A 23,970-nucleotide genomic window follows, 5' to 3' on the forward strand; every position below is an offset into this window, starting at 1 on the left:
CGCCCGGGGATGCTCAGCGTATCAGATGCAGGTGCAAGCCTTTAGCGTCACCGGTGCCGGTTTCCAGGCGGGCTGCGCGCACGCCGTTATCAACCAGCGCCTGGCGCCAGGCCTCGGCCGAAGGGCCGCTCACGCTGACGCGCAGGTTGGTGTCGAGGTTCAGTCCCCGGGAAATCAGGGTCAGCCAAGTGGCATCCGGCTCGGCGGCCAAGGCGGGAAAGTCCAGTTCGCCGGTGCTTTTAAGCTCACGCAGCAACGTCGCGGAAGTGGGCAGCAGTGTGCCCAGTGGCGTGCCGGCATCGAGTTGCTCAACGTGAAGATAGGCGCGGCGATTGCCTCGTGTGATGCCGTACAGCGCCACCAGGGAATTGTCCTGCGGGGCCGCCAGGCGCAACAGCAGGTATTCCTGCTGACCGTCGGCGCCCACCAGTTTGGAGTTGCCGAACACCTCATTGGCCCACAGGCTGCTCTCGCCGCAATCACGGGCCTGGCACCAGAACAGCAATTGCGCGCCGTTGGCCTGCAACGCTTCGCGCGTGGCGGTAAACGCGGCGCTCGATGTGTGTTCGGCGGGTAGTTCATAGGTGATGGCGGTGGCTTGCCCACGGACGGTGGCCTGGCTTTCGGAACGCAGCTGGCCGCTGATCCTGCGGATCGCCCCCATGGGGTAGATGCGTTCTTTCTCTTGCGCCGGGCGGTAATCGACGATCTGCGCGTCGACCTGACGGGCGACGGCGGGCAGATCCTGACTGCCCGGCACATCGGCGGCGAATACCAGCGGGCTGAATATACTCAGCCCCAGAACACGGAAACATCTTTTACCCAGGCTCATTGGATCGGTGAGCCTGGGCCAGTGCAAGCAGGCGTTATGTTTGGATTGTTCATGGTGGACTCCCTTTCAATCCGCCCAGCCTCGGCAGTTGACCGCACCAAGTCAAGGCGCGGAGAAGAACCGATTGAAACAGTCTGCAACAAGAACTGCGCCGGACTCATCATTCAGGTGTAAATGATGGCCGCCCGGCAGCGCGGTCGCCGCAAAAGGCAGTTGGGAAAGCAATTCGGGATGTTTCGCCAGCATGCCGTCTGCCGCCACGATCAACTGCGCAGGACAACCGACGCGATGCACGAACGCCATTGCCTGCTCGTCAGTCAGACGCATCGGCGAAGCCAGGGTCAGGCGGCTGTCGGTGCGCCAGGTGTAACCGCCGGGCACCGGCATCAGGCCGCGCTGGGCCAGCAGTTCGGCGGCTTCGCGGCTGACGGCCACCAAGCCTTTCATGCGCGCCTCAACCGCACGGTCGAGGGTGGTGTAGACCGGTTTGCGCTTGTCCTTCAGGCTCAGTTGCGCCTGCAACGCCATGCCGAGGCGCTCGGCGGCATGCTCGCCGTTGGCGGTCGGCGGGATCACGCCGTCGATCAAGCCCAAATGCGTAACCCTGTCTGGCAAGGCACCGGCCAGGGCGGTGGACACGACGGCGCCGAGGGAGTGACCAAGTAATGCAAAACGTTTCCAGCCCAGCTGTTCGGCCACTTGCAGCACATCGAACACGTAATCCCACAGGGCGTAACCGGCGCCCGTCGGGCGATGCGCCGAGTGACCATGGCCGGCCATATCCACCGCGACGATGCGCAACCCGGTCAGTTTCGGCGCCACGCGCGCAAAGCTGTTGGCGTTGTCCAGCCAGCCATGCAGGGCGATCACCGGCAAGCCGTCCTCGGGGCCGAACAGGTGGGCGGCCAATTCGATATGCGGCAGGCTCAGGCGCACTTCTTCGACGGGCGTGCTCATGCGCAACTGCGCTCACGGCTTTCCCAACGGGCGAACAGGGTCTTGATCAAGGCAGCGGTGTCCTGTGGGTGTTCGAGGGGGAACATGTGGCCACCGGGCACGGTGAGCGTTTCGCCCATGGGCAGTCGGTCGACGCCGCTGGCATGGTGACGCATCACCACCCGGCTCTGGCGACCGCGCACCATGGCCAGCGGCACCCGTAACTGGCGCACCTGTCCCGGACTGGTATGGGGCACGCCGCGGTAGATGCTGATTTCGGTGGCCGGGTCGAAGCGCAGCCGCAGGCGATCGCCCACCGGACAGAGGCCATGTTGCAGGTACGCCTCGAAACAGTCCGGGTCGAACCCGCGAAACAGCGCCTTGGTGGCAAAGTAACTGCGCGCAGCGGCCAGGTCGGTGAATTCTTCGCGGCGGCCGAGGGTGCGCCCGGCTGGCGTGAGACGGTCGATGAAACCAAAGCGCTTGGCGGCGCGGATCACCCAGCGATCGGCGCGAGTGAGTACCGGCGAGTCAAGCATCACTACGCCGCGATACAGCTGCGGGCAGCGCATGGCCGCATGCAGGTGCAGCACGCCACCCAGGGAATGGCCTACGCCCCACACCGGCGTGGGCTGTTGCTCAAGATGATGGATCAGCTCATCCACCAGGTTCTGCCAGTTGTCATCCACCGGAAACCTGGGATCGTGACCGTGCTGCGGCAAATGAGCCACTTCGTATTCCGGGGCCAGGCCGGCAAACAACTTGCCATAGGTGGCCGAAGGGAAACCATTGGCGTGGGCAAAAAACACGTGCTGCGACATACCGGACCCTCTGCACAGACAGTGGAGCGATTGTCACCACGCACGGCCTGCACGGCAATGACCGTAACTGCCAGGAATGATGGCACTCACGCCACGCCTATCGCGCCGGCGGGTTCTCGCCCAAGGGCACGACGGCCATGGTCAGGCGCGATACGCAACTGGCCTTGCCCTCGTCGCTGGTCAGGCGAATGTCCCATACCTGGGTGGTACGGCCGATATGAATCGCGGTGGCGACCGCCGTCACCCGCCCGCTGCGCACACCGCGCAGATGGTTGGCGTTGACCTCGAGGCCCACGCAATAGAACTTGCTGGCATCGATGCACAGGTAGGCGGCCATGGAGCCGACGCTTTCGGCCAGCACCACCGACGCCCCACCGTGCAGCAGGCCGTAGGGCTGATGGGTGCGGTGGTCGACCGCCATGCTCGCCGTCAGGGAATGCTCATCGAAGCTTTCGAAACGGATGTCCAGCACTTCACCGATGGTGTTTTTCTGCAGGGTATTGAGGTGCTCGATGTTCGGTTGGGTGCGCCACAGGCTCATGGGAGTGTCCTTTCTATTGTTATCAGGAGGGCCTACGGGTTTTTCACGCTGACCAGGCTCATCAGCCCCGCCAGCGGAAAATCGCCTTCCAGTTCCGCGAGGCTCGCGGTGTGCATCGGCTGCGACTGGCGCAGATGGCCGTGTTGCAAAAAGCTGATCAGGCTGCCCACCAGAGGCTGATGGCTGACCAGCAGCACGTTGTCATCGGTATCGAGGTTTTGCAGCACCTGGGGCGGATTACCGTCCGGCGTCAACCACGGTACCGTGCGGATCTCAGCCTGAAAACCGAGGGCCTCGCGTACCAGCTGCGCGGTTTGCTGCGCCCGTACGTAAGGGCTGGCAATGATGGCGCTGATGGGCTGGCCGATCAGCTGCGCAGCACTGCGCAACACTTCACCACGGCCGTGCTCGGTGAGGTGACGCTCGGCGTCGCTGCGCGCGTGGGGTTCGGCCTCGCCGTGGCGCAGAATCCACAGCTTCACAGCCTGGGCTCCTCATCGCGCACCGGGTGCGGCGCCGGTGGCACGCTGTGGGCGGCTTCGCCTTCGGGCGCACGCGGGGTCGGCCAATCGGCGAAGGGCCAGGGCTTCTGCTCGGTATGGAAACTGCCGAAGCGGCCGATCTGCGCCAGGAACTGGCTGAGGCTGTCGCCGAAGTTCATCAGGCCCAGGTTCGGCGCGCCGTAGATCAAACGGTATACCAACTGCACCACCACCAGCGCGCCGAGCAGGAACTGCGCGACCTGCCACACCAGGGCGAACACCAGCATCCAGAGGATGCGCAGCACAATGGATTCATACTTGGGGGCTGCTTTGGGATCGTTCATGACGCGTTCCTCAGTTGAAACCGCTGGTGGAAATAAAGTCGACATCGGTTTTCGGCTCGGCGCGCATCAGCAGCTCGATCACCTGCTCCAGGGTACGCCCCTCGAACAGGATCGCATGCAGGCCGGCCACCAGCGGCATATAGACGCCCACTTCCTGAGCCTTGGCCTTGAGCACCTTGAGGGTGTTGACCCCTTCCGCCACTTCGCCCAGGCGCGTCACCGCTTCGTCCAGGCTCAAGCCCTGACCCAGCGCAAAGCCGACCTGATAGTTACGGCTTTTGGGCGAGGAGCAGGTAACGATCAGGTCGCCGACGCCCGCCAGGCCCAGAAAGGTCATCGGATTGGCGCCCTGGTTGACCGCAAAACGGGTCATTTCCGCCAGGGCGCGGGTGATCAGCATGCTCTTGGTGTTTTCGCCCATGCCCAGGGCCACGGCCATGCCGGCGATGATGGCGTAGACGTTCTTCAGCGCGCCACCCAGTTCGACGCCAAACCTGTCGGCGCTGGCATAAACGCGAAACGTGCGGCCATGCAGCACGGCCTGGACGCGCTCACACAGTTGCTCGTCTTCGCTGGCGACCACGGTGGCGGTCAGCGCATGCTCGGCCACTTCCCGTGCCAGGTTCGGCCCGGACAGTACGCCAATACGTGCCTGCGGGGCGATCTCCTGGAGAATTTCGCTCATCAGCTTGAAGGTTTGCGCCTCGATGCCCTTGGTCAGGCTGACCAGCAGCTTGCCGGCCAGACGTTCGGCGTGAGGGGCCAGCACCGAGCGCAACGCGCTGGAGGGCAGCGCAACAAAGCACAGGTCGCAGGCATTCAGGGTGGCCAGCAGGTCGGTGACAGGCTCGACCGCCTCATGAATTTTGATGCCTTTAAGGTAACGGGGATTTTCCCGGTGCACGCGAATGGCCTCGGCCTGCTCGGGGTCACGCATCCACTGGCGCACCGCGTGGCCATTCTCAGCCAGCAGGTTAGCCACGGCGGTACCAAAACTTCCGCCTCCCAGTACCGCAATAGGGCGCTGTTCAGTCATATGCAATCCGTTTATCCATACCAGTGGCAATCGCCGCATTATACGGAGCGCCTCAATTGCAGCCAGCCCCCGCGTCAATTCGTACGCTCGTCGGAAAATGCCACAATTGGATGAACCTATTGCAACTCCAACGACTGGCATAAACCGTCACCTCAGTTACCATGGGCGGCTATCCGCAATGATCAAGGCCGTGCCGTGTATTTGGGCCCTCCTCCCCGCTCATCCCTGTTGTTGATGCTGTTGTGCAGCGCTGCCGCCTGCGCCGATGACCTGTTCCTCGACAGCCAGCCGCTGCCGCAGGTGCTCACCGCCACGCGCCTCAAACAATCGGCCGCCGCCGTGCCTGGCAGCATGACGGTTATCGACAGCGAATTGATCAAGGCCAGCGGCGCGCGGGATATTGCCGAATTGCTGCGGCTGGTGCCGGGGATGATGGTCGGCTACACCACCGGCAATCAGGCCGCCGTGAACTATCACGGCACCAGCGCCAGCGATGCGCGCCGCATGCAGGTGCTGATCGACGGCCGTTCGGTGTACCGCGCGGGCCTGGCCACCGTCGACTGGAGCGATATCCCGGTGGCCATGGAAGATATCGAGCGCATCGAAGTGTTTCGCGGTCCCAACACCGTCAGCTATGGCGCCAATGCGCTGATGGCGGTGGTCAACATCCTCACGCGCTCACCGGCCAACAGCCAGGGCACGCGGGTAAAGGTGCAGCGCGGCGAACGCGGCATCAATGATGTCTACGCCAGCCAGGGCCTGGGCTGGGAAACCGGCGATTTGCGCCTGTCGATGTCCGGCCAGCAGGACGATGGCTTCGACAGCGACGCCGTGGGTGCCGACCGTCGCGACAGTCGCCGCCTGAGCCGCTTCAGCCTGGCCGTGAGCCAGACGCTGAATGCGCAACAAAGCCTCGACTGGCAGTTGAATGCCAAGGAAGGCACCAACCAGCGTCCCTACACCTACGCGCCAGTGTTCGCCGGGATTACCGAAGGTGGCAATAACTCCGACGTCAACGCCAGGGACTACGCAGGCTCACTGCGCTGGAACATCGATTTCAATCCCGACCACAGCCTCTATATCCAGGGCTCGGCCCAGCAATGGGACCGCCGCCAGGTCTGGAAGGCTTGCGACGCGAAAGTCTCGTTCAGCCCGGAGCTGACCCGCCTGTGGCAACTGAACCCCAACTACGCCGAACTGCTCGCGCGACACATGGACACCTACAGCCAGGGCAGCGCCCCGCCGGGCAGCGCCGCCGAACAGACGCTGGGCAACCAGGTGCTCGACCAATGGCGCAACGGTGCCAGCCAGAACGTGTGCGGCGACATCGACCAGAGCACCCGCGAAAGCCGCTACGATCTGGAGATTCAGGACACCCTCAGCCTGTCCGACAGCCTGCGCCTGGTCAGCGGTATGAACTATCGCTACGACCGCGCCGACTCGGACACCTACTTCAACGGCACCCTCGACGACGTCACCTGGCGCCTGTTCGGCCAGCTCGAATGGCGTGCCAGCGAACACTGGCTGCTGCAGGGCGGCGCCATGTATGAAGACACGCGCCTGAGCGGTCACTCGCTGACGCCCCGAGTGGCGCTGAACTACCTGATCAACCCGCGCCACGGCCTGCGCGCGGTGTACTCCGAAGCCATCCGCTCGCCGGACATGTTCGAGAACAACGTCAACTGGAGCTACCGCGTCAACAATCTCAGCTCGCCGGCCTATGGGCAGAACGCCGGGCAATACTTTGTGGTGACACGGGGCCCGGGCAACCTCGATAAAGAGCTGATGAAATCGCGGGAACTGGGCTATAACGGCTTCTTTGCCGACCTCGGGCTGAACCTGGACGTGAAGCTGTTCTATGACGAAATCACTGACATGATCAGCTCGCCGCTACGCAACAACCAATACATCGCCAGCAACGGCAACAGCTCGCGATTTGTCGGCGCCGAGTCGCAACTGGACTGGCGCCTGAGTGACGCCGACCGTCTGCGGTTCACCTACGCCTACGTCGACGCCACCGCGAGCAACCCGCTGGACAAGGCTCAGACCGCCCGCAACAGCGGCTCGGCCGGCTGGTTGCGTGAATGGGGTGACGGCTGGTCCAGCGCGCTGTTCTACTACGGCGACGACGCGCTCAACCAATATCGCTTCGAACGGGTCGACCTGCGGGTGGCCAAGCGCATTGCCGTGGGCAACGCCAACGTGGAGCTGGCGGGCATGCTGCAACAACGCCTCGACAACCAGCCGACCACCTGGGCCGACAATATTTATGATCATCGTCATGTCCTCTACTTCAGCGCGGCGCTGGAGTTCTGACATGGCCAATCAGTCACGGACGACCTTCCTCTCTTTCGCCAGGCTGTGGCAGCGCGCCCTGCTGCTGATCGGCCTGCTGCTGACCGCGCCGGCGTGGAGCGCCAACATTCTGCTGACCGCAGCCGAAGACAGCGCGGGCGTGCAGGACTTCGCCCAGGCACTGGCCCGGCAGCGCCCCGCAGACCACGTCACCTTCACCCCGCTCAAGGACCTGCCGGCGCCGCGCCAATTGCCAGCCGACACGCGCCTGATCCTGCTTGACCTGCCCGGCCTCGACTGGCGCCTGCAAGACATCGAAGGGCCGCCGACCCTGGTGCTGCGCATCAGCCGCCTGCAAGCACACCAGCGTCTGGGCACCCGCTTGCCGGCGCACATCAGCCTGCTGTGGAGCGACCCGCCGCTGGACCGCCAGTTACGCCTGATCACCGGCATCCTGCCGCAGGCCCGGCGCATCGGCGTGCTCTATGGCAACGACAGTGAATTCCTGCTGCGCGAGCTGAGCCAATACGCCGCGCCCCTGGGCCTGGAAATCGTGCCGCAACTGTGGAACAACATTAACGACAGTCGCCCGCTGCAAAGCCTGTTCAGGACCAGCGACGTGCTGCTCGGCCTCGACGATCCGCAACTGTACAACCCCAAGACCGCAAAGAACCTGCTGTTGAGCAGCTACGCCCAGCAACTGCCGCTGGTGGGCCCAAACGCCGGCTTCGTCAAGGCCGGCAGTCTGGCCAGCACCTACAGCGACCAGACCGACTGGCTGGGCGTGCTCGACCGTTTGCTTGACCGCCCGCCGGCCAGCTGGCCGCGCACGTTGTACCCACAACACTTCAAAGTCGTGGGCAACCCGCAGGTCGCGCGCTCACTGGGTATCGAACACGTCGATGAAAGCAACGTCGCCGCGCGGCTCGCCGAAGGAGAAAAACGCCCATGACCTTGCGTCGTCGTTGGGATATCAACACCCGCACCCAGCTCATCACCCTGGGCCCGGCGCTGTTGCTTACGTTGCTGTTGATCAGCTTCTTTACCTTCGTGCGTATCCAGGACTTGCGCCAGGAGCTGGACCATACCGGCCAGCTGATTGCCAACCAACTGGCGCCCGCCACCGAGTACGGCGTCATTTCCGGCAACAACGATGTGCTCGACAGCCTGCTGCGCGCCACGCTGGCCACGCCCCATGTGCGCTTTCTGGAGATTCAGGACGCCGCCGAAAACATTCTGGTGTACGTCGAGCAACCGTCGGAAAAGCACGATCGCTCGTTGTCGGTAAAGGTGTTTCAGGCACCGATCCGCCTGCAGCATATCCAATTGGGCAGCGATTTTTTCCAGGACAACCTCAACGAATCCAAGGCGCCGCGCGCGGATTATCTGGGGCGCGTGATCGTCGGCATGTCCAACGATGCCTTCAGCCAGCGCCAGCAGGAGATTCTGTTCAAGGCCGGCATCCTCGCGCTGTTCGCCCTGCTGTTTACCTTCCTGCTGGCGCGGCGCCTGGCGGCCAGCCTGTCGCAGCCAATCAGCGCAATGGGCCATGCGGTGAAGGCCATCCAGCAAGGCGAGTACAAGACTGCGCTGCCGATCGTGGATGACTCGGAACTGGGCGACCTGTCACGTCACATCAACAACCTGGCCGCCGGCCTGCAACAGGCCAGCCGCGAACAGCAACAGGCCATGGCGCAACTGATCCAGACCCGCGAGGAAGCCGAGCGGGCCAACAATGCCAAATCGGACTTTTTGGCGATGATGAGCCACGAGCTGCGCACGCCGATGAATGGGGTGTTGGGCATGCTGCAGTTGCTGGAAACCACCGAGATGACCGAAGAGCAGACCGAATACGCGGCGCTGGCCTCCGAGTCCACCGAGCATCTGCTGAAGGTCATCAATGACATCCTCGATTTCTCGCGCATCGAGCGCGCGGCCCTGGAGCTGGAGCATATCGCGTTCAACCTCGCCGACCTGGTCAACAGCAGCGCCCACGCCTTCCGGCACAGCGCCCAGCAGCGCGGGCTGACGCTCAACCTGCCGATGCCGCCGGGCCTCGATACGCTGCGGGTCAAGGGCGACCCCACGCGTATCCGCCAAATCCTGGTGAACCTGATCGGCAATGCACTCAAGTTCACCGAGCATGGCAGCGTGAGTGTCGAGCCCCACTGGCAACCCCTCGACCATGAGCTGGTGTGGTTCACTTGCAGCGTGCGCGACAGCGGCATCGGTATCGGTGCCGAACACCTGGAGTCGATGTTCGACGCGTTCCAGCAGGCTGACAGCTCGATTTCCAGACGCTATGGCGGCACCGGATTGGGACTGCCCATCGCGCGCACCCTGGCCGAACGCATGGGCGGTACCCTGCGCGCGCAAAGCGAAGAAGGCCGTGGCTCGGTGTTTACCCTGGAAATACCCCTGGCCATCGATCAGCAGAGCCTGCCGACGATTGCCCAGGATGCCCAAAGCAAGCACGGCGCGGGCGATGGCCGCCATGTGTTGCTGGTGGAGGACAACCCGGTCAATCGCACGGTAGTGGAAGCCATGTTGCGCAGCCTCGGCTTTGAAGTCAGCCTGGCCACCGACGGCGCCGAGGCGATCCGTAGCGCAGAAAGCCTGATGTTCACCGCGATCCTGATGGATTGCCGGCTGCCAGTGATCGATGGCTACGAGGCAACCCGGCAGATTCGCCAACTGCCCGGCTGCGCCGATCTGCCGATCATTGCGCTCACCGCCAACGCCTTGCAGGGCGACCGTGAAGCGTGCCTCGCAGCCGGAATGAACGATTACCTGGCCAAGCCGTTCAAACGTACGGATTTGCAGCAGATCCTGCAGCGCTGGGTGCAATAGCGCGGCGCCATCAGGCATCTGCGACTGGCGTGAAACACTAAATTGCGGCAGTCTTAGGCACCCAAACGGGCAGATAAACAGGCCCGGTTTAAAATTTCAGTGAACAAGTGTACATTGAGTGCCTTGACGCTGTGACTTTCACTACAACGCAATAGTCTACGTGTAGGCTGCCGGCATGAGGCATGAACGCTTCATTCGGTTCGGGAAGATTTGCCCTGCCCCGCCGCATGGGATTATTGAGGAGCTCGCATGACCAAACAAAACGCCTTTACTCGGGAAGACCTGCTGCGCTGCAGTCGCGGTGAGCTGTTCGGCCCAGGTAACGCGCAACTGCCCGCCCCGAACATGCTGATGGTGGATCGCATCACTCATATCAGCGAAGAGGGTGGCAAGTACGGCAAAGGTGAATTGGTCGCCGAGCTGGATATCACTCCGGACCTGTGGTTCTTCGCCTGCCATTTCGAAGGCGATCCGGTGATGCCAGGCTGCCTGGGCCTCGACGCCATGTGGCAACTGGTCGGCTTTTACCTGGGCTGGCAGGGTCTGCCAGGCCGCGGTCGCGCCCTGGGCTCCGGCGAAGTGAAGTTCTTCGGCCAGGTCCTGCCGACCGCCAAGAAGGTCACCTACAACATTCAAATCAAGCGCGTCCTCAAGGGCAAGCTGAACCTGGCCATTGCCGATGGTTCGGTGACTGTCGACGGTCGCGAGATTTATACTGCCGAAGGCCTTCGGGTCGGCGTATTCACTTCCACTGACAACTTTTAAGGGTTATCCGCATGCGCCGCGTCGTTATCACTGGTCTGGGCATCGTTTCTTGCCTGGGCAATGACAAAGAGACCGTCACCGCTAACCTGCGTGCAAGTCGCCCTGGCATCCGCTTCAACCCGGAATATGCCGAAATGGGTCTGCGTAGCCAGGTTTCCGGCTCCATCGACCTGCCCCTCGAAGAACTGATCGATCGCAAGATCTATCGCTTCGTCGGCCACGCTGCCGCCTACGCCTACCTGGCCATGAAAGACGCGATCGCCGATTCAGGCCTGAGCGAAGATCAGGTATCGAACGTACGCACCGGTTTGATCGCCGGTTCCGGCGGCGCATCCACCCTCAACCAGATGGAAGCGCTGGACATCCTGCGCGAGAAAGGCGTGAAGCGCGTCGGCCCGTACCGTGTAACGCGGACCATGGGCAGCACCGTGTCGGCCTGCCTGGCCACGCCGTTTGCCATCAAGGGCGTCAACTACTCGATCTCCTCGGCCTGCGCCACCAGCGCCCACTGCATCGGGACTGCCGTTGAGCAGATCCAGCTGGGCAAGCAGGACATCGTGTTCGCCGGCGGCGGTGAAGAAGAGCATTGGAGCCAGTCGTTCCTGTTCGACGCCATGGGCGCCCTCTCCACCCAGTACAACGAAACCCCGGAAAAGGCCTCCCGCGCCTACGACGCCAAGCGTGACGGTTTCGTCATCGCCGGCGGTGGCGGCATGGTGGTGGTCGAGGAGCTGGAACACGCTCTGGCCCGTGGCGCGAAGATCTACGCGGAAATCGTCGGCTACGGCGCCACTTCCGACGGCTACGACATGGTTGCGCCAAGCGGCGAAGGCGCCATCCGTTGCATGCAGATGGCCATGTCCACCGTTGACACCCCGATCGACTACCTGAACACCCATGGCACCTCCACTCCAGTCGGCGACGCCAAGGAAATGGAAGGCGTGCGTGCGGTATTCGGCGACAAGGCGCCGGCCATCAGCTCCACCAAGAGCCTGTCGGGTCACTCCCTGGGCGCCGCTGGCGTGCACGAAGCGATCTACTGCCTGCTGATGATGGAAGGCAACTTCATGGCCGGTTCGGCCAACATCGACGAGATTGATCCGGTTGTGGCAGATATGCCAATCCTGACCAAGACCGTTGAGAACGCCACCATCAATACCGTGATGAGCAACAGCTTCGGCTTTGGCGGCACCAACGCGACGCTGGTACTCAAGCGCTGGCAGGGCAAGTAAGGCCTGCAGCTTGACCCCACGAAAAAGCCCCGACTGGTTCGGGGCTTTTTTGTGGGTGATCACCAGATATCAAAAATCAACATGTGGGAGGGAGCAAGCCCCCTCCCACATTGGATACTGCGCTCAACGAGAGGTCTTGGGCAGCACGGCCAGGAAATTGTCCCGCGCAACCTTGTGGGCCACGTCCTCGGGCAGCGCATCGAGGAAGGGGTCAAAGCGGCGCATTTCCTTACCCAGCTTGTTGAAGCGACCTACCACGTCAGAGCCGAGCATGAAGCGCTCCGGGAAGCGCTCCACCAGCTTTACCCACTCAGGCCTGGGTTTGCCCGCCTCGTCCAGTAGATAAGGCGTGAGCATGCTCCAGGAGAGGTCGATGTACAGATTGGGGTAGGCCTCCAGCAGGCGCGTCAAGGTGGGCAGCAAAAAGTCCATCTGCACTTGATGACGGTGGATCTCCAGGCTCGTACCGGCATGCGCCCAGATAAACCGCGTGTGCGGGTGATTGCGCAGCGGCTCTTCGACCTCTGCCAGATACAACGGGTTGCGCTCGCGCTTGGAGGTGATGTTGGAATGCAGCATCACCGGCAAATCGTTTTCGGCCGCCAGGTGGTAAATACGCGTCATGGCCTCGTTGTTGGCGCGCGGGGTGTCCCCCGCCGTCAGGGCTGTCAGGTCGTCATGGCGGGTGAACACTTCACCGATGCCCTGCCACAGGCCGGGATTGAGGTCGAGCGTGCGCTGGATATGCGCAGCGGAATTCTTGTCATTGGGGTTGAAGCCGGACAGAAAAGGATGAAAGCGCAGGCGCTGTTCAGGTGTGAGCTTATTGACCGCCGCCGCGACAATCACGTCGGTGGCGCTGTACCAGTAGGCATCGGCATCGTCACCGGCGTAATAGCGCGGACGCTTGGGCTCGTCTTCGTGCCATTTTTTCGCCACGGGAATGCCGGAAATCATCACATGCTCGATGCGATTGTCCGCCATGGCCTTGAGCAGCTTGTCCATGCCGGCGGTTTCCTGAAAGAAATCCACGTAATGCAGGTGGGCATCGCTGTAGGCATAGTCGCGGGCCTGTGCGACGAGGCTGGCGAAGGTGAGCAACAAGGCGAGGCTCAGGCGAGTCCAGGGCACGGGGCGATCTCCATCGAGGTGAATCAGGGGAATGGGGTTGCCTGCCAGATAGCTATCGGGAGCAAGCCCCCTCCCACATTCAGATCGGTGAACACGATCACGATGTGAGAGGAAGCTTGCTCCCGATGAGGCCCGAACAGACGCCGAAGCATCAGCCCTTGAACACTTCATCCAGCAAGTTATGCATGGACTGGAACGCGCGTGCAGAGGTCTTCGCGTCATACATCATCTTGCCCGGCACGTTCGCATGGGGGTCGGTGAAGGAGTGCACCGCGCCGCCGTAGCTCAGCAGTTGCCAATCCACACCGGCCGCGTTCATTTCATCTTCGAACGCCGGCAATTGCTCCTTGGGCACCAACGGGTCGGAGGCGCCGTGCAGCACCAGCACCGAGCCCTTGATGTTCTTCGCGTCCGCCGGGTTGGGCGTATCGAGGGTGCCATGGAACGACACGGCGGCTTTCACAGGTGCGCCGGTGCGCGCCAGCTCCAGTGAGCAGCAACCGCCGAAGCAGAAACCAAAGGTCGCGAGTTTCGAGGTATCCACTGCCGCTTCGGTCTGGCCTTGCAGTTGCTCGAACGCCACCTGCATGCGCGTGTTGAGCAACGGGCGGTCGTTCTTCAACGGCATCATCGCCGCGCCGGCTTCATCGCCGTTCGACGGGCGCACGGTTTGTCCGTAGAGGTCGGCAATCAGCACCACGTAGCCCTTGGCGGCGACGCTCTTGGCAATTTCTTCGGCCCCTGCACTCACGCCCATCCAGTTCGGCGCCATCAGCAGGCCCGGCAGCGGCCCCTTGTGGCTGGCGTCGAACGCCAGGCGGCTTTCATAAGACTGGCCATCGATCTGATAGACCACGGAACGCACGGTGACTTGGCTCATGATTTACTCCAGTTGAGGTGCACTAAAATGAAAAAACCCGCCGAAGCGGGTTTTTCCTGCAGCGGTGTTAAACCGACAGTTCAACCAACAGCTTGTTCAGTCGGCGCACATAGGCGGCCGGGTCTTTCAGGCTGTCGCCAGCGGCCAGGGCTGCCTGGTCGAAGAGGATGTGCGACAGGTCGCCAAAACGCTCTTCGCTCTGCTCGCCATCGAGTTTCTCGATCAGCGGGTGCGCCGGGTTGAATTCGAAGATCGGCTTGGAATCCGGAACCTTCTGCCCGCTGGCTTCGAGGATCTGACGCATCTGCATGCCCAGGTCCTGCTCGCCGATGGCCAGGATCGCCGGAGAGTCGGTCAGGCGGTGGGAAACCCGCACTTCGCTGACAGCCTCGCCCAGGGACGCCTTGATCCGCTCAACCAGGCCCTCTTTGGACTTGGCGACCTCTTCGGCTTCCTTCTTCTCTTCTTCAGAGTCAAGGTTACCCAGGTCCAGATCACCACGGGCCACATCGACGAACGATTTGCCGTCGAACTCGGTGAGGTAGCTCATCAGCCACTCATCAATACGGTCGGTCAGCAGCAGCACTTCGATGCCTTTCTTGCGGAAGACTTCCAGGTGCGGACTGTTCTTGACCTGCGCGTAGGTTTCACCGGTGAGGTAGTAGATCTTGTCCTGACCTTCCTTGGCGCGCGCCAGGTAGTCGGCCAGCGACACCACCTGCTCGCCGTCTTCGCCCTGGGTGGAGGCAAAGCGCAGCAGGCCGGCAATTTTTTCCTTGTTGGCGAAATCTTCAGCCGGGCCTTCTTTCATGACCTGACCGAAGTTTTTCCAGAAGCCCTTGTATTGCTCAGGCTCGTTCTTCGCCAGCTTCTCCAGCATGTCGAGTACGCGCTTGGTCAGCGCCGACTTCATGGAGTCGATGATCGGATCTTTCTGCAGGATTTCCCGCGACACGTTCAGCGACAGGTCATTGGAATCGACCACGCCCTTGATGAAGCGCAGGTACAGCGGCAGGAAGGACTCCGCCTGGTCCATCACGAACACGCGCTGCACGTAGAGCTTCAGGCCTTTGGGGGCTTCGCGCTGGTACAGGTCGAACGGGGCGCGGGCCGGCACGTACAGCAGCGAGCTGTACTCGAGCTTGCCCTCAACCTTGTTGTGGCTCCAGCTCAGCGGGTTTTCGTAGTCGTGACCGATGTGCTTGTAGAACTCCTGGTATTCCTCGTCCTTGATCTCGGTACGCGGACGGGTCCACAAGGCGCTGGCGCGGTTGACGGTTTCCCACTCCTCGGCAGGCTTCTCTTCGCCTTCAGCCGCGGTCTGCTCCTTGGGCAACTCAATCGGCAATGCGATGTGGTCGGAGTATTTCTTGATGATGTTGCGCAGGCGCCAGCCATCGGCGAATTCGTCTTCACCGGATTTGAGGTGCAGCACGATACGGGTACCACGGTCGGCCTTGTCGATCGTGGCGATTTCAAACTCGCCCTCGCCTTTGGACGCCCAGTGCACGCCTTCGCTGGCCGCGAGACCGGCACGGCGGCTGAACACTTCAACCTTGTCGGCGACGATGAAGGCCGAGTAGAAGCCCACACCGAACTGACCGATCAGGTGCGAATCTTTTTTCTGATCGCCCGACAGGTTCTTCATGAAATCTGCGGTGCCGGATTTGGCGATGGTCCCCAGGTGGGTGATCGCATCATCACGGCTCATGCCGATACCGTTGTCTTCGAGCGTGACGGTTTTCGCGTCCTTGTCGTAGCTCACACGGATTTTCAGCTCAGCGCCACCTTCCAGCAATTCAGGCTTGGACAGGGCTTCGAAGCGTAATTTGTCGACCGCGTCAGAGGCGTTCGAGATCAATTCGCGAAGGAAAATTTCCTTGTTGGAATACAGCGAATGGATCATGAGGTGCAGCAGTTGCTTCACCTCGGTCTGGAAGCCCAGGGTTTCCTTTTGAGTTTCCACACTCATGGTCATCAAACTCCAATTGGATGGCAATGGCCGCGCCCGAAAGGGTTGGCGGCGGGTTGTCATCAAAGTTGGGGGCTAACGGAAGGATTTCAAGGGCCGCAAGGTGCCTCGATCTTGAAATGCGCACGAGCGGTGGCAATCGGCTCTGCCGCCGCGCTTTGCCAGGCGGTGACCGAAACGTTGGCCACCCGCCGGCCCTGACGCCATACCTGGCAGGTGGCGTAGGTGTCGCGAAACTGCCCGGCACGCAGGTAATCCAGGGAAAAATCGATGATTTTTGGCAGGCTCGGCGCGCCGGTGGACACCAGCAAGTGCAGCGCTGCCGACAGCTCCATGAAGCCGGCAATCACTCCGCCATGCAGCGCCGGCAATATGGGGTTACCAATGTTGTCCTTGTTGGCCGGCAAGCGGAACAGCAATTCATCCCCCTGGCGCGTGCATTGGATGCCGATCAGGTTGGCGTAAGGGATGAGTTCGAGCAGCGCTGTGTAATCGCCGCGCGCGCGGGCTTGTTCAAGGCGAGTGTTGAGGCGGTGCGTCATGCCTGATCTCCGTCGAGCGTGGCACTCAGGCCCTGTGCGCCTTTGAGCAGCTTGCCCATGCGCATGAACGTTCCCACCACATGGGCGATGGGTTGCTGCGGATCATCCTGGTAGGCAAAGCCCCGCGTGAAGATAACGTCGGCGGTGACCCGGTAACACTGGGCAAACCCATAGACCGGCTGGTGCGGTGCGGCCGGGTGCATATAGTCGATGCGCAGGTCCAGGGTCGGGCACACCTCGAACTCGGGCAATACACAGAGGGTGGCCATGCCGCAGGCGGTGTCCATCAGCGAGGTAAGCGCGCCACCATGGATGACGCCGGTCTCGGGGTCGCCCACGATACCTGCCGCATAGGGCAGCAGCAGCGTCATGCCCCTATCGCTGGCTTCATGCACGGTAATGCCCAGCACCTGGCAATGGCGCAAAGCGCAAACAAAGCGTGTTGCACGTTCCAGCAACGAGTTTTCGGTCATTGGGTCTAGACTCTTTTTGGCAGTGATCCGCGGAACAGGCAGTGCGGGTTTAAGTTCCTTGGCAGCCTTTGTTTATATATCTGCGCAATAAAAGGAACTAATGCTGAACCCTCAGGCTCGAAAGGCCAGAAGATATCTTCAATAAGGAGAAACACCCCATGCGCAAGACTTTAGCTGTTTCCATGATGTTGGCTGCTGCCCTTGGCCTCGCTGCCTGCGACAAGAAATCCGAAGACAAAGCCCAAGACGCCGCTTCGCACTCTGAGCAAGCTCAGAAAGACATGGCGAAGGCTCAGGATAAAGTGAACGATGCTGCAAAAGAAAACGCCGAAGCTGCCAAAGCTCAGGCCGAATCGAACGCAGCCGCTGCAAAAGAAGCCACGCCTTCGACCGGTTCCTGATACCGCGGTCTGATGTAGCCTGGTTGTAAAAGAGAGCCCGCTTAATAGCGGGCTTTTCTTTGTCTGGCGTTTTTAATTCGACATGCCTCTAACTAAACCGCGTCCTTGACCGCCTCCGGCGAAGGCGTGTCTGTCTGCGTATACACCATCACTTGCAGCACATCGGAGTGAAACTCACGGCGATACAACACCACCACGACTCCGGCACTCATCAACATGAACAGCCAGGGGCTGACAAACCACGCCAGCATGGTCATGCCAAAGTAATAGGCCCGCAGGCCGAAGTTGAACTGGTTGGCAGCCATGGAGATGACGCGCGCCGCCCTTAGCGCAAACGCCTTGCGCTCTTGCTCGGACACTTGGCGCTCACCGATCATCGGCGCTGATCCCACCAGCACCGCCGCGAAGTTGTACTGGCGCATGCACCAACTGAACGTAAAAAACGCGTAGACGAACACCAGCGCCAGACACAGCAATTTGATTTCCGACATGCCCTGGGACGCCTGCTGCACCATGGGAATGTCCGCCAGCAGCGATACGGCGCGCTCCGAGGCGCCCAATACCGTAAGAATGCCGGCAAGGATGATCAGCGTGCTGGAGGCGAAAAACGAGGCGTTGCGCTCCAGATTACCGATCACGCTGGCGTCGGCGATGCGGTTGTCGCGCAGCAGCATGCGGCGCATCCAGTCTTCGCGATACAGGTGCAGCACGCTGGCCAGACAGGCGGTGTCGCCGGCTTTCCAGAGGGCATAACGGGTGTAACCGCCCCAGCACAGCACGAACCACAGGGCGGCGAGCATGTGGACTTGGTTGGTTTCGATGAACGACATAGGGCTCCTGATAAACAAGAAAATATGGACACACAGTCAACATGTGAGAGCGAGCAAGCCCGCTCCCCTACTGACCGCGTTGCAACTCTAGAACCTTGTCGACAAGCAGGCATAAAAAATGCCCCGTATCGATTGATACGAGGCATTTCTGTGCAGCCGTGCCACCGTGTCAGGCAATCGCTTCGCTGCGCTTGCCAAGCATGCGATCCACCACCATCGCCACGACCAGCGTCATCACAGAGGGCACCAGCCAGGCCAGGCCCTGCTCGCTTAATGGCAAATGCGTCAGCTGTGCGGGCATCCAATTGGCGAGGCCGGCGCCCTTGAGCGCGTCGATGCCGCCAAAAATGAACGACACCAGCATCACCGGGCCGACGATACGGCCCTGCTCCTGCCAGAAGTCTTTGCAGAAGCTCAGCGCCACCAGCACGATGCACGGCGGGTAGATGGCGGTGAGGACCGGGATGGAGAACGCAATCAGCTTGGTCAGGCCCAGGTTGGACACGAACAGCGAGAACAACGCCAGGATCACCACCAGTGTCTTGTAGGACAGCGGCAGGATTTTGCTGAAGTACTCGGCGCAGGCGCAGGTCAGGCCCACGGCCGTCACCAGGCATGCCAGGGAGATCAGCACGGCCAGAAAGCCACTGCCCAGGGAGCCGAAGGTGCTTTGCACGTAAGCATGCAGCACGGCCGCGCCGTTGCTGGCGCCCGCCGCCACGGCATGACTGCCAGAGCCCAGGCGGAACAGGCTGATATACACCAGCGCCAGGCCCACGCCCGCGATCAGCCCGGCGATAATCGCGTAGCGGGTGATCAGCTTGGGCGATTCGACGCCGCGGGAGCGGATTGCGTTGACGATGACGATGCCGAACACCAGCGCACCCAGGGTATCCATGGTCAGGTAGCCATTGATAAAGCCTTGGGAGAACGGCGCGGCGACGTATTCCGGCGTGGCGACGCCCACTTCACCGGCAGGCAGGGCAAACGCAGCGATACCGAGGATCGCCAGTGCGATGATCTTCAACGGCGCAAGGAAACGGCCGACGGTATCCAGCAGGCGCCCTGGGTACAGGGACACGAAGAACACCACCAAAAAATACACCGAGCTATAGAGGAACAGCGCCAGCGGGCTTTCGCCGGTCAGCGGCGCCAGGCCGACTTCAAACGAAACGGTCGCGGTACGCGGGGTGGCGAACAGCGGGCCTACCGCCAGATAAGCCGCTGCCGCGAGCAGGCCGCCGGCGACTTTGCCGATCGGGCTGCTCAATGCATCCATGCCGCCGCCGACCTTGGCCAGGGCGATCACGGTGACCACCGGCAAACCGACTGCGGTGATGAGGAAGCCCAGCGCCGCCAACCAGACATGAGGCCCGGACTGCAAACCAACGATAGGCGGGAAGATGATGTTGCCGGCGCCCACAAACAGCGCGAACGTCATGAAGCCCAGCGCCAGGATGTCCTGGCTTTTCAACACTTTCATTCGAGGAAATACCACACTACTGAATCGGAATTTAGAGAGGGCTTCCCTGTGGATGAGGGAAATGCTGCCGGCCCTGGTGGGGGCCGACCGGTCCAGCGCTCGGCTTCCTTTTGGGATGCGGGCGCGTAAAGAGGCGGCTAGGGTACAGAAATAGGCTGACAAACGCACTGTTGCGGGGCGCACTGTCCGATAAGCGACATTTTAATGTCGCGTTTTTACACTTTTTGCAGAGTAATGCGACAACCTGTGGGAGCTGGCTTGCCTGCGACGCAGGCACCTCGGTGCATCAGCCAAACCGAGTCGATGCTTTCGCAGGCAAGCCAGCTCCCACACTGGAATGAGCTCAGCTCAAGAAACAGGAATACCCGGAATGCACAAAGGCCACCCGAAGGTGGCCTTTGTGGAGTGAAGCGTCAGTTAAGCGCGAGGCTTACTTGACGGCCCAACCGGTCAGCTCGGCCAGGGCCTTGCCGATGTCTGCCAGCGAACGCACGGTTTTAACGCCTGCGTCCTGCAGTGCAGCGAATTTCTCGTCTGCAGTGCCTTTGCCGCCGGAGATGATTGCGCCCGCATGGCCCATGCGCTTGCCCGCAGGGGCAGTCACACCAGCGATGTAGGAAACAACCGGCTTGGTCACGTGGGCCTTGATGTAGGCCGCTGCTTCTTCTTCAGCCGAACCGCCGATCTCACCGATCATCACGATCGCTTCGGTCTTCGGGTCTTCCTGGAACAGCTTCAGGATGTCGATGAAGTTCGAACCCGGGATCGGGTCACCGCCGATGCCGACGCAAGTCGACTGACCGAAACCGGCGTCAGTGGTCTGCTTCACAGCTTCGTAGGTCAGGGTGCCGGAACGGGAAACGATACCGACCTTGCCTGGCAAGTGAATGTGACCTGGCATGATGCCGATCTTGCATTCGCCTGGGGTGATCACGCCTGGGCAGTTAGGGCCGATCAGGACCACGCCCAGCTCGTCGCACTTAACCTTGGCGTCCAGCATGTCCAGGGTAGGAATGCCTTCGGTGATGCAGACGATCAGCTTGATGCCGCCGAATGCCGCTTCCAGGATGGAGTCCTTGCAGAAAGGTGCTGGAACGTAGATCACGCTGGCGGTGGCGCCAGTTTTTTCTACAGCATCTTTCACGGTGTTGAACACTGGCAGACCCAGGTGCTCGGTGCCGCCTTTGCCTGGCGTTACGCCGCCAACCATCTTGGTGCCGTATTCGATGGCTTGCTGGGTGTGGAAGCTACCTTGCGAACCGGTAATACCCTGGCAGATAACTTTGGTGTCTTTATTGATCAGGACGCTCATTACTTGCCCTCCGCAGCTTTGACAACTTGTTGAGCAGCGTCGGTCAGGCTGGTAGCCGCGATGATGTTCAAACCGCTTTCTGCCAGTACTTTGGCGCCCAGTTCAGCGTTGTTACCTTCAAGGCGAACAACAACCGGGATTTTAACGCCGACTTCTTTCACTGCACCGATGATGCCTTCGGCAATCATGTCGCAACGAACGATGCCGCCGAAGATGTTGACCAGTACTGCTGCGACATTGGAGTCGGACAGGATGATCTTGAACGCTTCGGTAACGCGTTCCTTGGTGGCACCGCCGCCTACGTCGAGGAAGTTGGCTGGCTTGCCGCCATGCAGGTTGACGATGTCCATGGTACCCATGGCCAGACCGGCACCGTTGACCATGCAGCCAATGTTACCTTCCAGGGCTACGTAGTTCAGTTCGAACTTGGCAGCGTGCGCTTCGCGCGGATCGTCCTGGGACGGATCGTGGAAAGTCTTCAGCTTGGGCTGACGGTACATGGCGTTGGCGTCGATGTTGATCTTGGCGTCGAGGCAGTGCAGATCGCCGTCAGCCTTGATCACCAGCGGGTTCACTTCCAGCAGGGCCAGATCGTGATCCTGGAACAGCTTGGCCAGACCTACGAAGATCTTGGCGAACTGGGCAACTTGCTTGCCTTCCAGGCCCAGCTGGAAAGCCAGCTCGCGACCCTGGAATGGCTGAGCGCCAACCAGTGGATCGATGGTGGCTTTCAGAATTTTTTCTGGGGTTTCGTGAGCGATTTTCTCGATGTCCACGCCACCTTCGGTGGAAGCCATGAACACGATGCGACGGCTCGAACGGTCAACGACAGCGCCCAGGTACAGCTCTTTAGCGATATCAGTGCACGATTCAACCAGGATCTTGGTGACTGGCTGGCCATTGGCATCAGTCTGGTAAGTCACCAGACGCTTGCCCAGCCACTGCTGTGCGAAGGCCTTGGCGTCTTCTTTGCTGCGAACCAGCTTGACGCCGCCCGCTTTACCGCGACCACCAGCGTGGACCTGGGCTTTGACCACCCACTCGGTGCCGCCGATCTTGTCGCAAGCTTCTGCTGCTGCTTCCGGGGTGTCTACTGCGTAGCCCTTGGATACTGGCAGGCCGTATTCAGCGAACAGCTGCTTACCCTGATACTCGTGAAGATTCATGCTTTTTACCGTCTTCGTTAGGTACTGCGCATTCGGCGCTGCGCTCATTATGAGTGCCGCGCCACCTGTGACTGCTGCTTGCGCAACCTGCGGGGCTTATGGCCCGTAAAGCTGCACAAGGCTGCGTCCAGCGGATATTCCGCGGTGAGTCCTGCGCGCAAGACTCACGACGGGCAACTCCGCCGTGGTTTCTTATTATCTCGCTTAGCGCTTCTTGCGGTTGGCGATGTGGATGGCGCCGCCATTCACAGCCAACGCTGCTTCGTGCAACGCTTCGGACAGGGTCGGATGGGAGAAGACCATCATGCCCAGGTCTTCGGCACTGGTGCCGAATTCCATACCGATAGCGCCTTGCTGAACCAGTTCTGCAGCGCTCGGGCCAATCACGTGGACGCCCAATACGCGGTCAGTCTTGGCATCAGCGATGATTTTGACAAAACCACCGGTGTCGTTGGCTGCCATGGCACGGCCGGAAGCGGCAAACGGGAAGGTGCCGACGTTAACTTCTACGCCTTCAGCTTTCAACTGCTGTTCGTTCTTGCCGACCCATGCAATTTCCGGGTGGGTGTAGATAACCGATGGCACGAGGTCGTAGTTCATCTGGGTTTTGTGACCCTTGATGCGCTCGACAACCATGATGCCTTCTTCGGAAGCCTTGTGCGCCAGCATCATGCCGCGCACCACGTCGCCGATGGCGTAAACGCCAGGCACGGTAGTCGCGCAGTGATCGTCAACGTGGATGAAACCACGCTCGTCGATGTTCACGCCGCTGTCGGAAGCCAGCAGGTCGGTGGTCACCGGACGACGGCCCACGGCCACGATCAGCTTGTCGAAGGTGATGGTCTGCTCGCCGTCTTTATCGGTGTAGGTCACCACGACTTCTTCGCCGTTGACCTTGGAACCGGTCACGCGGGCACCCAGCTTGATGTCCAGACCCTGTTTGGTCAGGGTCTTGTAGGCTTCCTTGGACACGGCGGTGTCGGCAGCCAGCAGGAACGTGTCCAGGGCTTCCAGCACGGTGACTTCGGAACCCAGACGGGACCAGACCGAACCCAGCTCCAGGCCGATCACGCCAGCGCCGATTACGCCCAGGCGTTTTGGAATGGCCTGGAACTCCAGCGCGCCGGTCGAATCAACGATCACGTTCTGGTCAACCGGTGCCGGTGGAATGTCGATAGGACGCGAGCCTGGGGCCAGGATCACGTTCTCGGCTTCGATGACTTCGACCGAGCCGTCCGGCTTGGTGATTTCAACCTGCTTGCCGGCCAGCAATTTGCCGTGACCTTGCAGGGAGGTGACGCCGTTAGCCTTGAACAGCGTGGCAACGCCGGAGGTCAGGCCTTTGACGATGTTGGCCTTGCGGCCGATCATCGCCGGCACGTCCATGGTGACGCCGGCATGGTTGATGCCGTGGATCGCGAAACCGTCCTGGGCTTCATGGAATTTCCAGGAGCTGTCCAGCAGCGCCTTGGAAGGAATGCAACCAACGTTCAGGCAAGTACCGCCCAGCGCCAGTTTGCCTTCCTTGTCGGTGTATTTTTCGATGCAAGCAGTCGAGAGGCCCAGTTGTGCGGCCTTGATGGCGGCAACATAGCCGCCAGGACCTGCACCAATCACTACAACGTCAAATTTCTGCGACATGAAAA

General features: G+C 61.2%; 23 protein-coding genes. 6 read left to right on the plus strand and 17 right to left on the minus strand.

Annotation, left to right across the window (positions count from 1 at the left end; translation table 11 throughout):
• Nucleotides 1-13: 13 nt before the first annotated feature.
• The 7 genes from TU75_RS13850 to TU75_RS13880 form a co-directional block, all read right to left on the minus strand.
• Nucleotides 14-832, minus strand: a complete 819-nt coding sequence (locus TU75_RS13850) for a DUF4892 domain-containing protein (RefSeq protein WP_060549247.1) — start codon at nt 830-832, stop codon at nt 14-16.
• Between the two features lie 102 nt (nt 833-934).
• The gene (locus TU75_RS13855) at nt 935-1,789 is read right to left on the minus strand and encodes an alpha/beta hydrolase (protein ID WP_060549248.1); all 855 of its coding nucleotides are present in this window, start codon (nt 1,787-1,789) and stop codon (nt 935-937) included.
• Nucleotides 1,786-2,589 (minus strand): alpha/beta fold hydrolase, encoded by an 804-nt coding sequence (locus TU75_RS13860; protein WP_015371652.1) that lies wholly within the window; start codon nt 2,587-2,589, stop codon nt 1,786-1,788. Before TU75_RS13860 ends, TU75_RS13855 begins: the two co-directional genes overlap by 4 nt.
• Nucleotides 2,590-2,686: 97 nt before the next feature.
• A complete protein-coding gene (locus tag TU75_RS13865) occupies nt 2,687-3,130 on the minus strand; it encodes a hotdog fold thioesterase (protein ID WP_003233201.1) in 444 nt (147 codons plus the stop codon).
• 32 nt (nt 3,131-3,162) lie between these two features.
• Nucleotides 3,163-3,612, minus strand: coding sequence for a phosphohistidine phosphatase SixA (sixA, locus tag TU75_RS13870; RefSeq protein WP_060549249.1), 450 nt, complete (start codon nt 3,610-3,612; stop codon nt 3,163-3,165).
• The gene (locus TU75_RS13875; protein ID WP_060549250.1) at nt 3,609-3,956 is read right to left on the minus strand and encodes a DUF4389 domain-containing protein; all 348 of its coding nucleotides are present in this window, start codon (nt 3,954-3,956) and stop codon (nt 3,609-3,611) included. Before TU75_RS13875 ends, sixA begins: the two co-directional genes overlap by 4 nt.
• Nucleotides 3,957-3,966: 10 nt before the next feature.
• On the minus strand, nt 3,967-4,992 hold the full coding sequence (locus TU75_RS13880; protein ID WP_060549251.1) for an NAD(P)H-dependent glycerol-3-phosphate dehydrogenase: 1,026 nt from the start codon (nt 4,990-4,992) through the stop codon (nt 3,967-3,969).
• A gap of 195 nt (nt 4,993-5,187) precedes the next feature.
• Between TU75_RS13880 and TU75_RS13885 the strand changes: the two genes are divergently transcribed.
• From TU75_RS13885 to fabB, 5 genes are all read left to right on the plus strand, one after another.
• Entirely contained in the window at nt 5,188-7,308 is a 2,121-nt protein-coding gene (locus tag TU75_RS13885) for a TonB-dependent receptor plug domain-containing protein (protein ID WP_331716365.1), read from the plus strand.
• Between the two features lies 1 nt (nt 7,309).
• The gene (locus TU75_RS13890; protein ID WP_060549253.1) at nt 7,310-8,239 is read left to right on the plus strand and encodes an ABC transporter substrate-binding protein; all 930 of its coding nucleotides are present in this window, start codon (nt 7,310-7,312) and stop codon (nt 8,237-8,239) included.
• Complete coding sequence (locus TU75_RS13895) at nt 8,236-10,137, plus strand: ATP-binding protein (protein WP_060549254.1); 1,902 nt, start codon at nt 8,236-8,238, stop codon at nt 10,135-10,137. The genes TU75_RS13890 and TU75_RS13895 overlap by 4 nt, the downstream gene beginning before the upstream one ends.
• Nucleotides 10,138-10,386: 249 nt before the next feature.
• Nucleotides 10,387-10,902, plus strand: coding sequence for a 3-hydroxyacyl-[acyl-carrier-protein] dehydratase FabA (gene fabA / locus TU75_RS13900; protein ID WP_003210552.1), 516 nt, complete (start codon nt 10,387-10,389; stop codon nt 10,900-10,902).
• An 11-nt stretch (nt 10,903-10,913) separates the two neighbouring features.
• On the plus strand, nt 10,914-12,134 hold the full coding sequence (gene fabB, locus TU75_RS13905; protein WP_057008326.1) for a beta-ketoacyl-ACP synthase I: 1,221 nt from the start codon (nt 10,914-10,916) through the stop codon (nt 12,132-12,134).
• A gap of 123 nt (nt 12,135-12,257) precedes the next feature.
• Here the strand turns inward: fabB and TU75_RS13910 are convergent, their stop codons facing one another.
• The 5 genes from TU75_RS13910 to TU75_RS13930 form a co-directional block, all read right to left on the minus strand.
• Nucleotides 12,258-13,265: an amidohydrolase family protein gene (locus tag TU75_RS13910; protein ID WP_060549255.1), complete on the minus strand. Its 1,008-nt coding sequence runs from the start codon at nt 13,263-13,265 to the stop codon at nt 12,258-12,260.
• 151 nt (nt 13,266-13,416) lie between these two features.
• Nucleotides 13,417-14,145 carry a dienelactone hydrolase family protein gene (locus TU75_RS13915; protein WP_003233221.1) on the minus strand — a complete coding sequence of 243 codons (729 nt, stop codon included), beginning with the start codon at nt 14,143-14,145 and terminating at the stop codon, nt 13,417-13,419.
• A 67-nt stretch (nt 14,146-14,212) separates the two neighbouring features.
• A complete protein-coding gene (gene htpG, locus TU75_RS13920) occupies nt 14,213-16,117 on the minus strand; it encodes a molecular chaperone HtpG (protein WP_060549297.1) in 1,905 nt (634 codons plus the stop codon).
• Between the two features lie 89 nt (nt 16,118-16,206).
• Nucleotides 16,207-16,659 (minus strand): PaaI family thioesterase, encoded by a 453-nt coding sequence (locus TU75_RS13925; protein WP_060549256.1) that lies wholly within the window; start codon nt 16,657-16,659, stop codon nt 16,207-16,209.
• Nucleotides 16,656-17,132 (minus strand): PaaI family thioesterase, encoded by a 477-nt coding sequence (locus tag TU75_RS13930; RefSeq protein WP_015371646.1) that lies wholly within the window; start codon nt 17,130-17,132, stop codon nt 16,656-16,658. The genes TU75_RS13925 and TU75_RS13930 overlap by 4 nt, the downstream gene beginning before the upstream one ends.
• Before the next feature lie 158 nt (nt 17,133-17,290).
• Here TU75_RS13930 and TU75_RS13935 point away from each other — a divergent pair, with 158 nt between their 5' ends.
• Complete coding sequence (locus tag TU75_RS13935; protein ID WP_003233227.1) at nt 17,291-17,533, plus strand: hypothetical protein; 243 nt, start codon at nt 17,291-17,293, stop codon at nt 17,531-17,533.
• Between the two features lie 92 nt (nt 17,534-17,625).
• Here TU75_RS13935 and TU75_RS13940 read toward each other — a convergent pair whose 3' ends face one another.
• From TU75_RS13940 to lpdA, 5 genes are all read right to left on the minus strand, one after another.
• On the minus strand, nt 17,626-18,363 hold the full coding sequence (locus tag TU75_RS13940) for a DUF599 domain-containing protein (RefSeq protein WP_060549257.1): 738 nt from the start codon (nt 18,361-18,363) through the stop codon (nt 17,626-17,628).
• Between the two features lie 169 nt (nt 18,364-18,532).
• Entirely contained in the window at nt 18,533-19,846 is a 1,314-nt protein-coding gene (brnQ, locus tag TU75_RS13945) for a branched-chain amino acid transport system II carrier protein (protein WP_060549258.1), read from the minus strand.
• Between the two features lie 430 nt (nt 19,847-20,276).
• On the minus strand, nt 20,277-21,158 hold the full coding sequence (sucD, locus tag TU75_RS13950; protein WP_003233233.1) for a succinate--CoA ligase subunit alpha: 882 nt from the start codon (nt 21,156-21,158) through the stop codon (nt 20,277-20,279).
• Complete coding sequence (gene sucC, locus TU75_RS13955; RefSeq protein ID WP_003233235.1) at nt 21,158-22,324, minus strand: ADP-forming succinate--CoA ligase subunit beta; 1,167 nt, start codon at nt 22,322-22,324, stop codon at nt 21,158-21,160. The genes sucD and sucC overlap by 1 nt, the downstream gene beginning before the upstream one ends.
• Before the next feature lie 204 nt (nt 22,325-22,528).
• The gene (gene lpdA / locus TU75_RS13960; protein WP_003233237.1) at nt 22,529-23,965 is read right to left on the minus strand and encodes a dihydrolipoyl dehydrogenase; all 1,437 of its coding nucleotides are present in this window, start codon (nt 23,963-23,965) and stop codon (nt 22,529-22,531) included.
• Nucleotides 23,966-23,970 lie beyond the last annotated feature (5 nt).

The sequence above is a fragment of the Pseudomonas poae genome (assembly GCF_001439785.1).
GTDB classification, from domain to species: Bacteria; Pseudomonadota; Gammaproteobacteria; order Pseudomonadales; family Pseudomonadaceae; genus Aquipseudomonas; species Aquipseudomonas poae.

What these genes read in the sequence shown, in the direction of transcription:
- TU75_RS13890 (WP_060549253.1), top strand. Translation starts at nt 7,310, where the DNA reads ATGGCCAATCAGTCACGGACGACCTTCCTCTCTTTCGCCAGGCTGTGG.
- TU75_RS13855 (WP_060549248.1), bottom strand. Translation starts at nt 1,789, where the DNA reads ATGAGCACGCCCGTCGAAGAAGTGCGCCTGAGCCTGCCGCATATCGAA.
- fabA (WP_003210552.1), top strand. Translation starts at nt 10,387, where the DNA reads ATGACCAAACAAAACGCCTTTACTCGGGAAGACCTGCTGCGCTGCAGT.
- brnQ (WP_060549258.1), bottom strand. Translation starts at nt 19,846, where the DNA reads ATGAAAGTGTTGAAAAGCCAGGACATCCTGGCGCTGGGCTTCATGACG.
- sucC (WP_003233235.1), bottom strand. Translation starts at nt 22,324, where the DNA reads ATGAATCTTCACGAGTATCAGGGTAAGCAGCTGTTCGCTGAATACGGC.
- TU75_RS13925 (WP_060549256.1), bottom strand. Translation starts at nt 16,659, where the DNA reads ATGACGCACCGCCTCAACACTCGCCTTGAACAAGCCCGCGCGCGCGGC.
- TU75_RS13850 (WP_060549247.1), bottom strand. Translation starts at nt 832, where the DNA reads ATGAGCCTGGGTAAAAGATGTTTCCGTGTTCTGGGGCTGAGTATATTC.
- fabB (WP_057008326.1), top strand. Translation starts at nt 10,914, where the DNA reads ATGCGCCGCGTCGTTATCACTGGTCTGGGCATCGTTTCTTGCCTGGGC.
- htpG (WP_060549297.1), bottom strand. Translation starts at nt 16,117, where the DNA reads ATGAGTGTGGAAACTCAAAAGGAAACCCTGGGCTTCCAGACCGAGGTG.
- TU75_RS13865 (WP_003233201.1), bottom strand. Translation starts at nt 3,130, where the DNA reads ATGAGCCTGTGGCGCACCCAACCGAACATCGAGCACCTCAATACCCTG.
- sucD (WP_003233233.1), bottom strand. Translation starts at nt 21,158, where the DNA reads ATGAGCGTCCTGATCAATAAAGACACCAAAGTTATCTGCCAGGGTATT.
- TU75_RS13930 (WP_015371646.1), bottom strand. Translation starts at nt 17,132, where the DNA reads ATGACCGAAAACTCGTTGCTGGAACGTGCAACACGCTTTGTTTGCGCT.
- lpdA (WP_003233237.1), bottom strand. Translation starts at nt 23,965, where the DNA reads ATGTCGCAGAAATTTGACGTTGTAGTGATTGGTGCAGGTCCTGGCGGC.
- TU75_RS13940 (WP_060549257.1), bottom strand. Translation starts at nt 18,363, where the DNA reads ATGTCGTTCATCGAAACCAACCAAGTCCACATGCTCGCCGCCCTGTGG.
- TU75_RS13935 (WP_003233227.1), top strand. Translation starts at nt 17,291, where the DNA reads ATGCGCAAGACTTTAGCTGTTTCCATGATGTTGGCTGCTGCCCTTGGC.
- TU75_RS13860 (WP_015371652.1), bottom strand. Translation starts at nt 2,589, where the DNA reads ATGTCGCAGCACGTGTTTTTTGCCCACGCCAATGGTTTCCCTTCGGCC.
- TU75_RS13895 (WP_060549254.1), top strand. Translation starts at nt 8,236, where the DNA reads ATGACCTTGCGTCGTCGTTGGGATATCAACACCCGCACCCAGCTCATC.
- TU75_RS13915 (WP_003233221.1), bottom strand. Translation starts at nt 14,145, where the DNA reads ATGAGCCAAGTCACCGTGCGTTCCGTGGTCTATCAGATCGATGGCCAG.
- TU75_RS13880 (WP_060549251.1), bottom strand. Translation starts at nt 4,992, where the DNA reads ATGACTGAACAGCGCCCTATTGCGGTACTGGGAGGCGGAAGTTTTGGT.
- TU75_RS13875 (WP_060549250.1), bottom strand. Translation starts at nt 3,956, where the DNA reads ATGAACGATCCCAAAGCAGCCCCCAAGTATGAATCCATTGTGCTGCGC.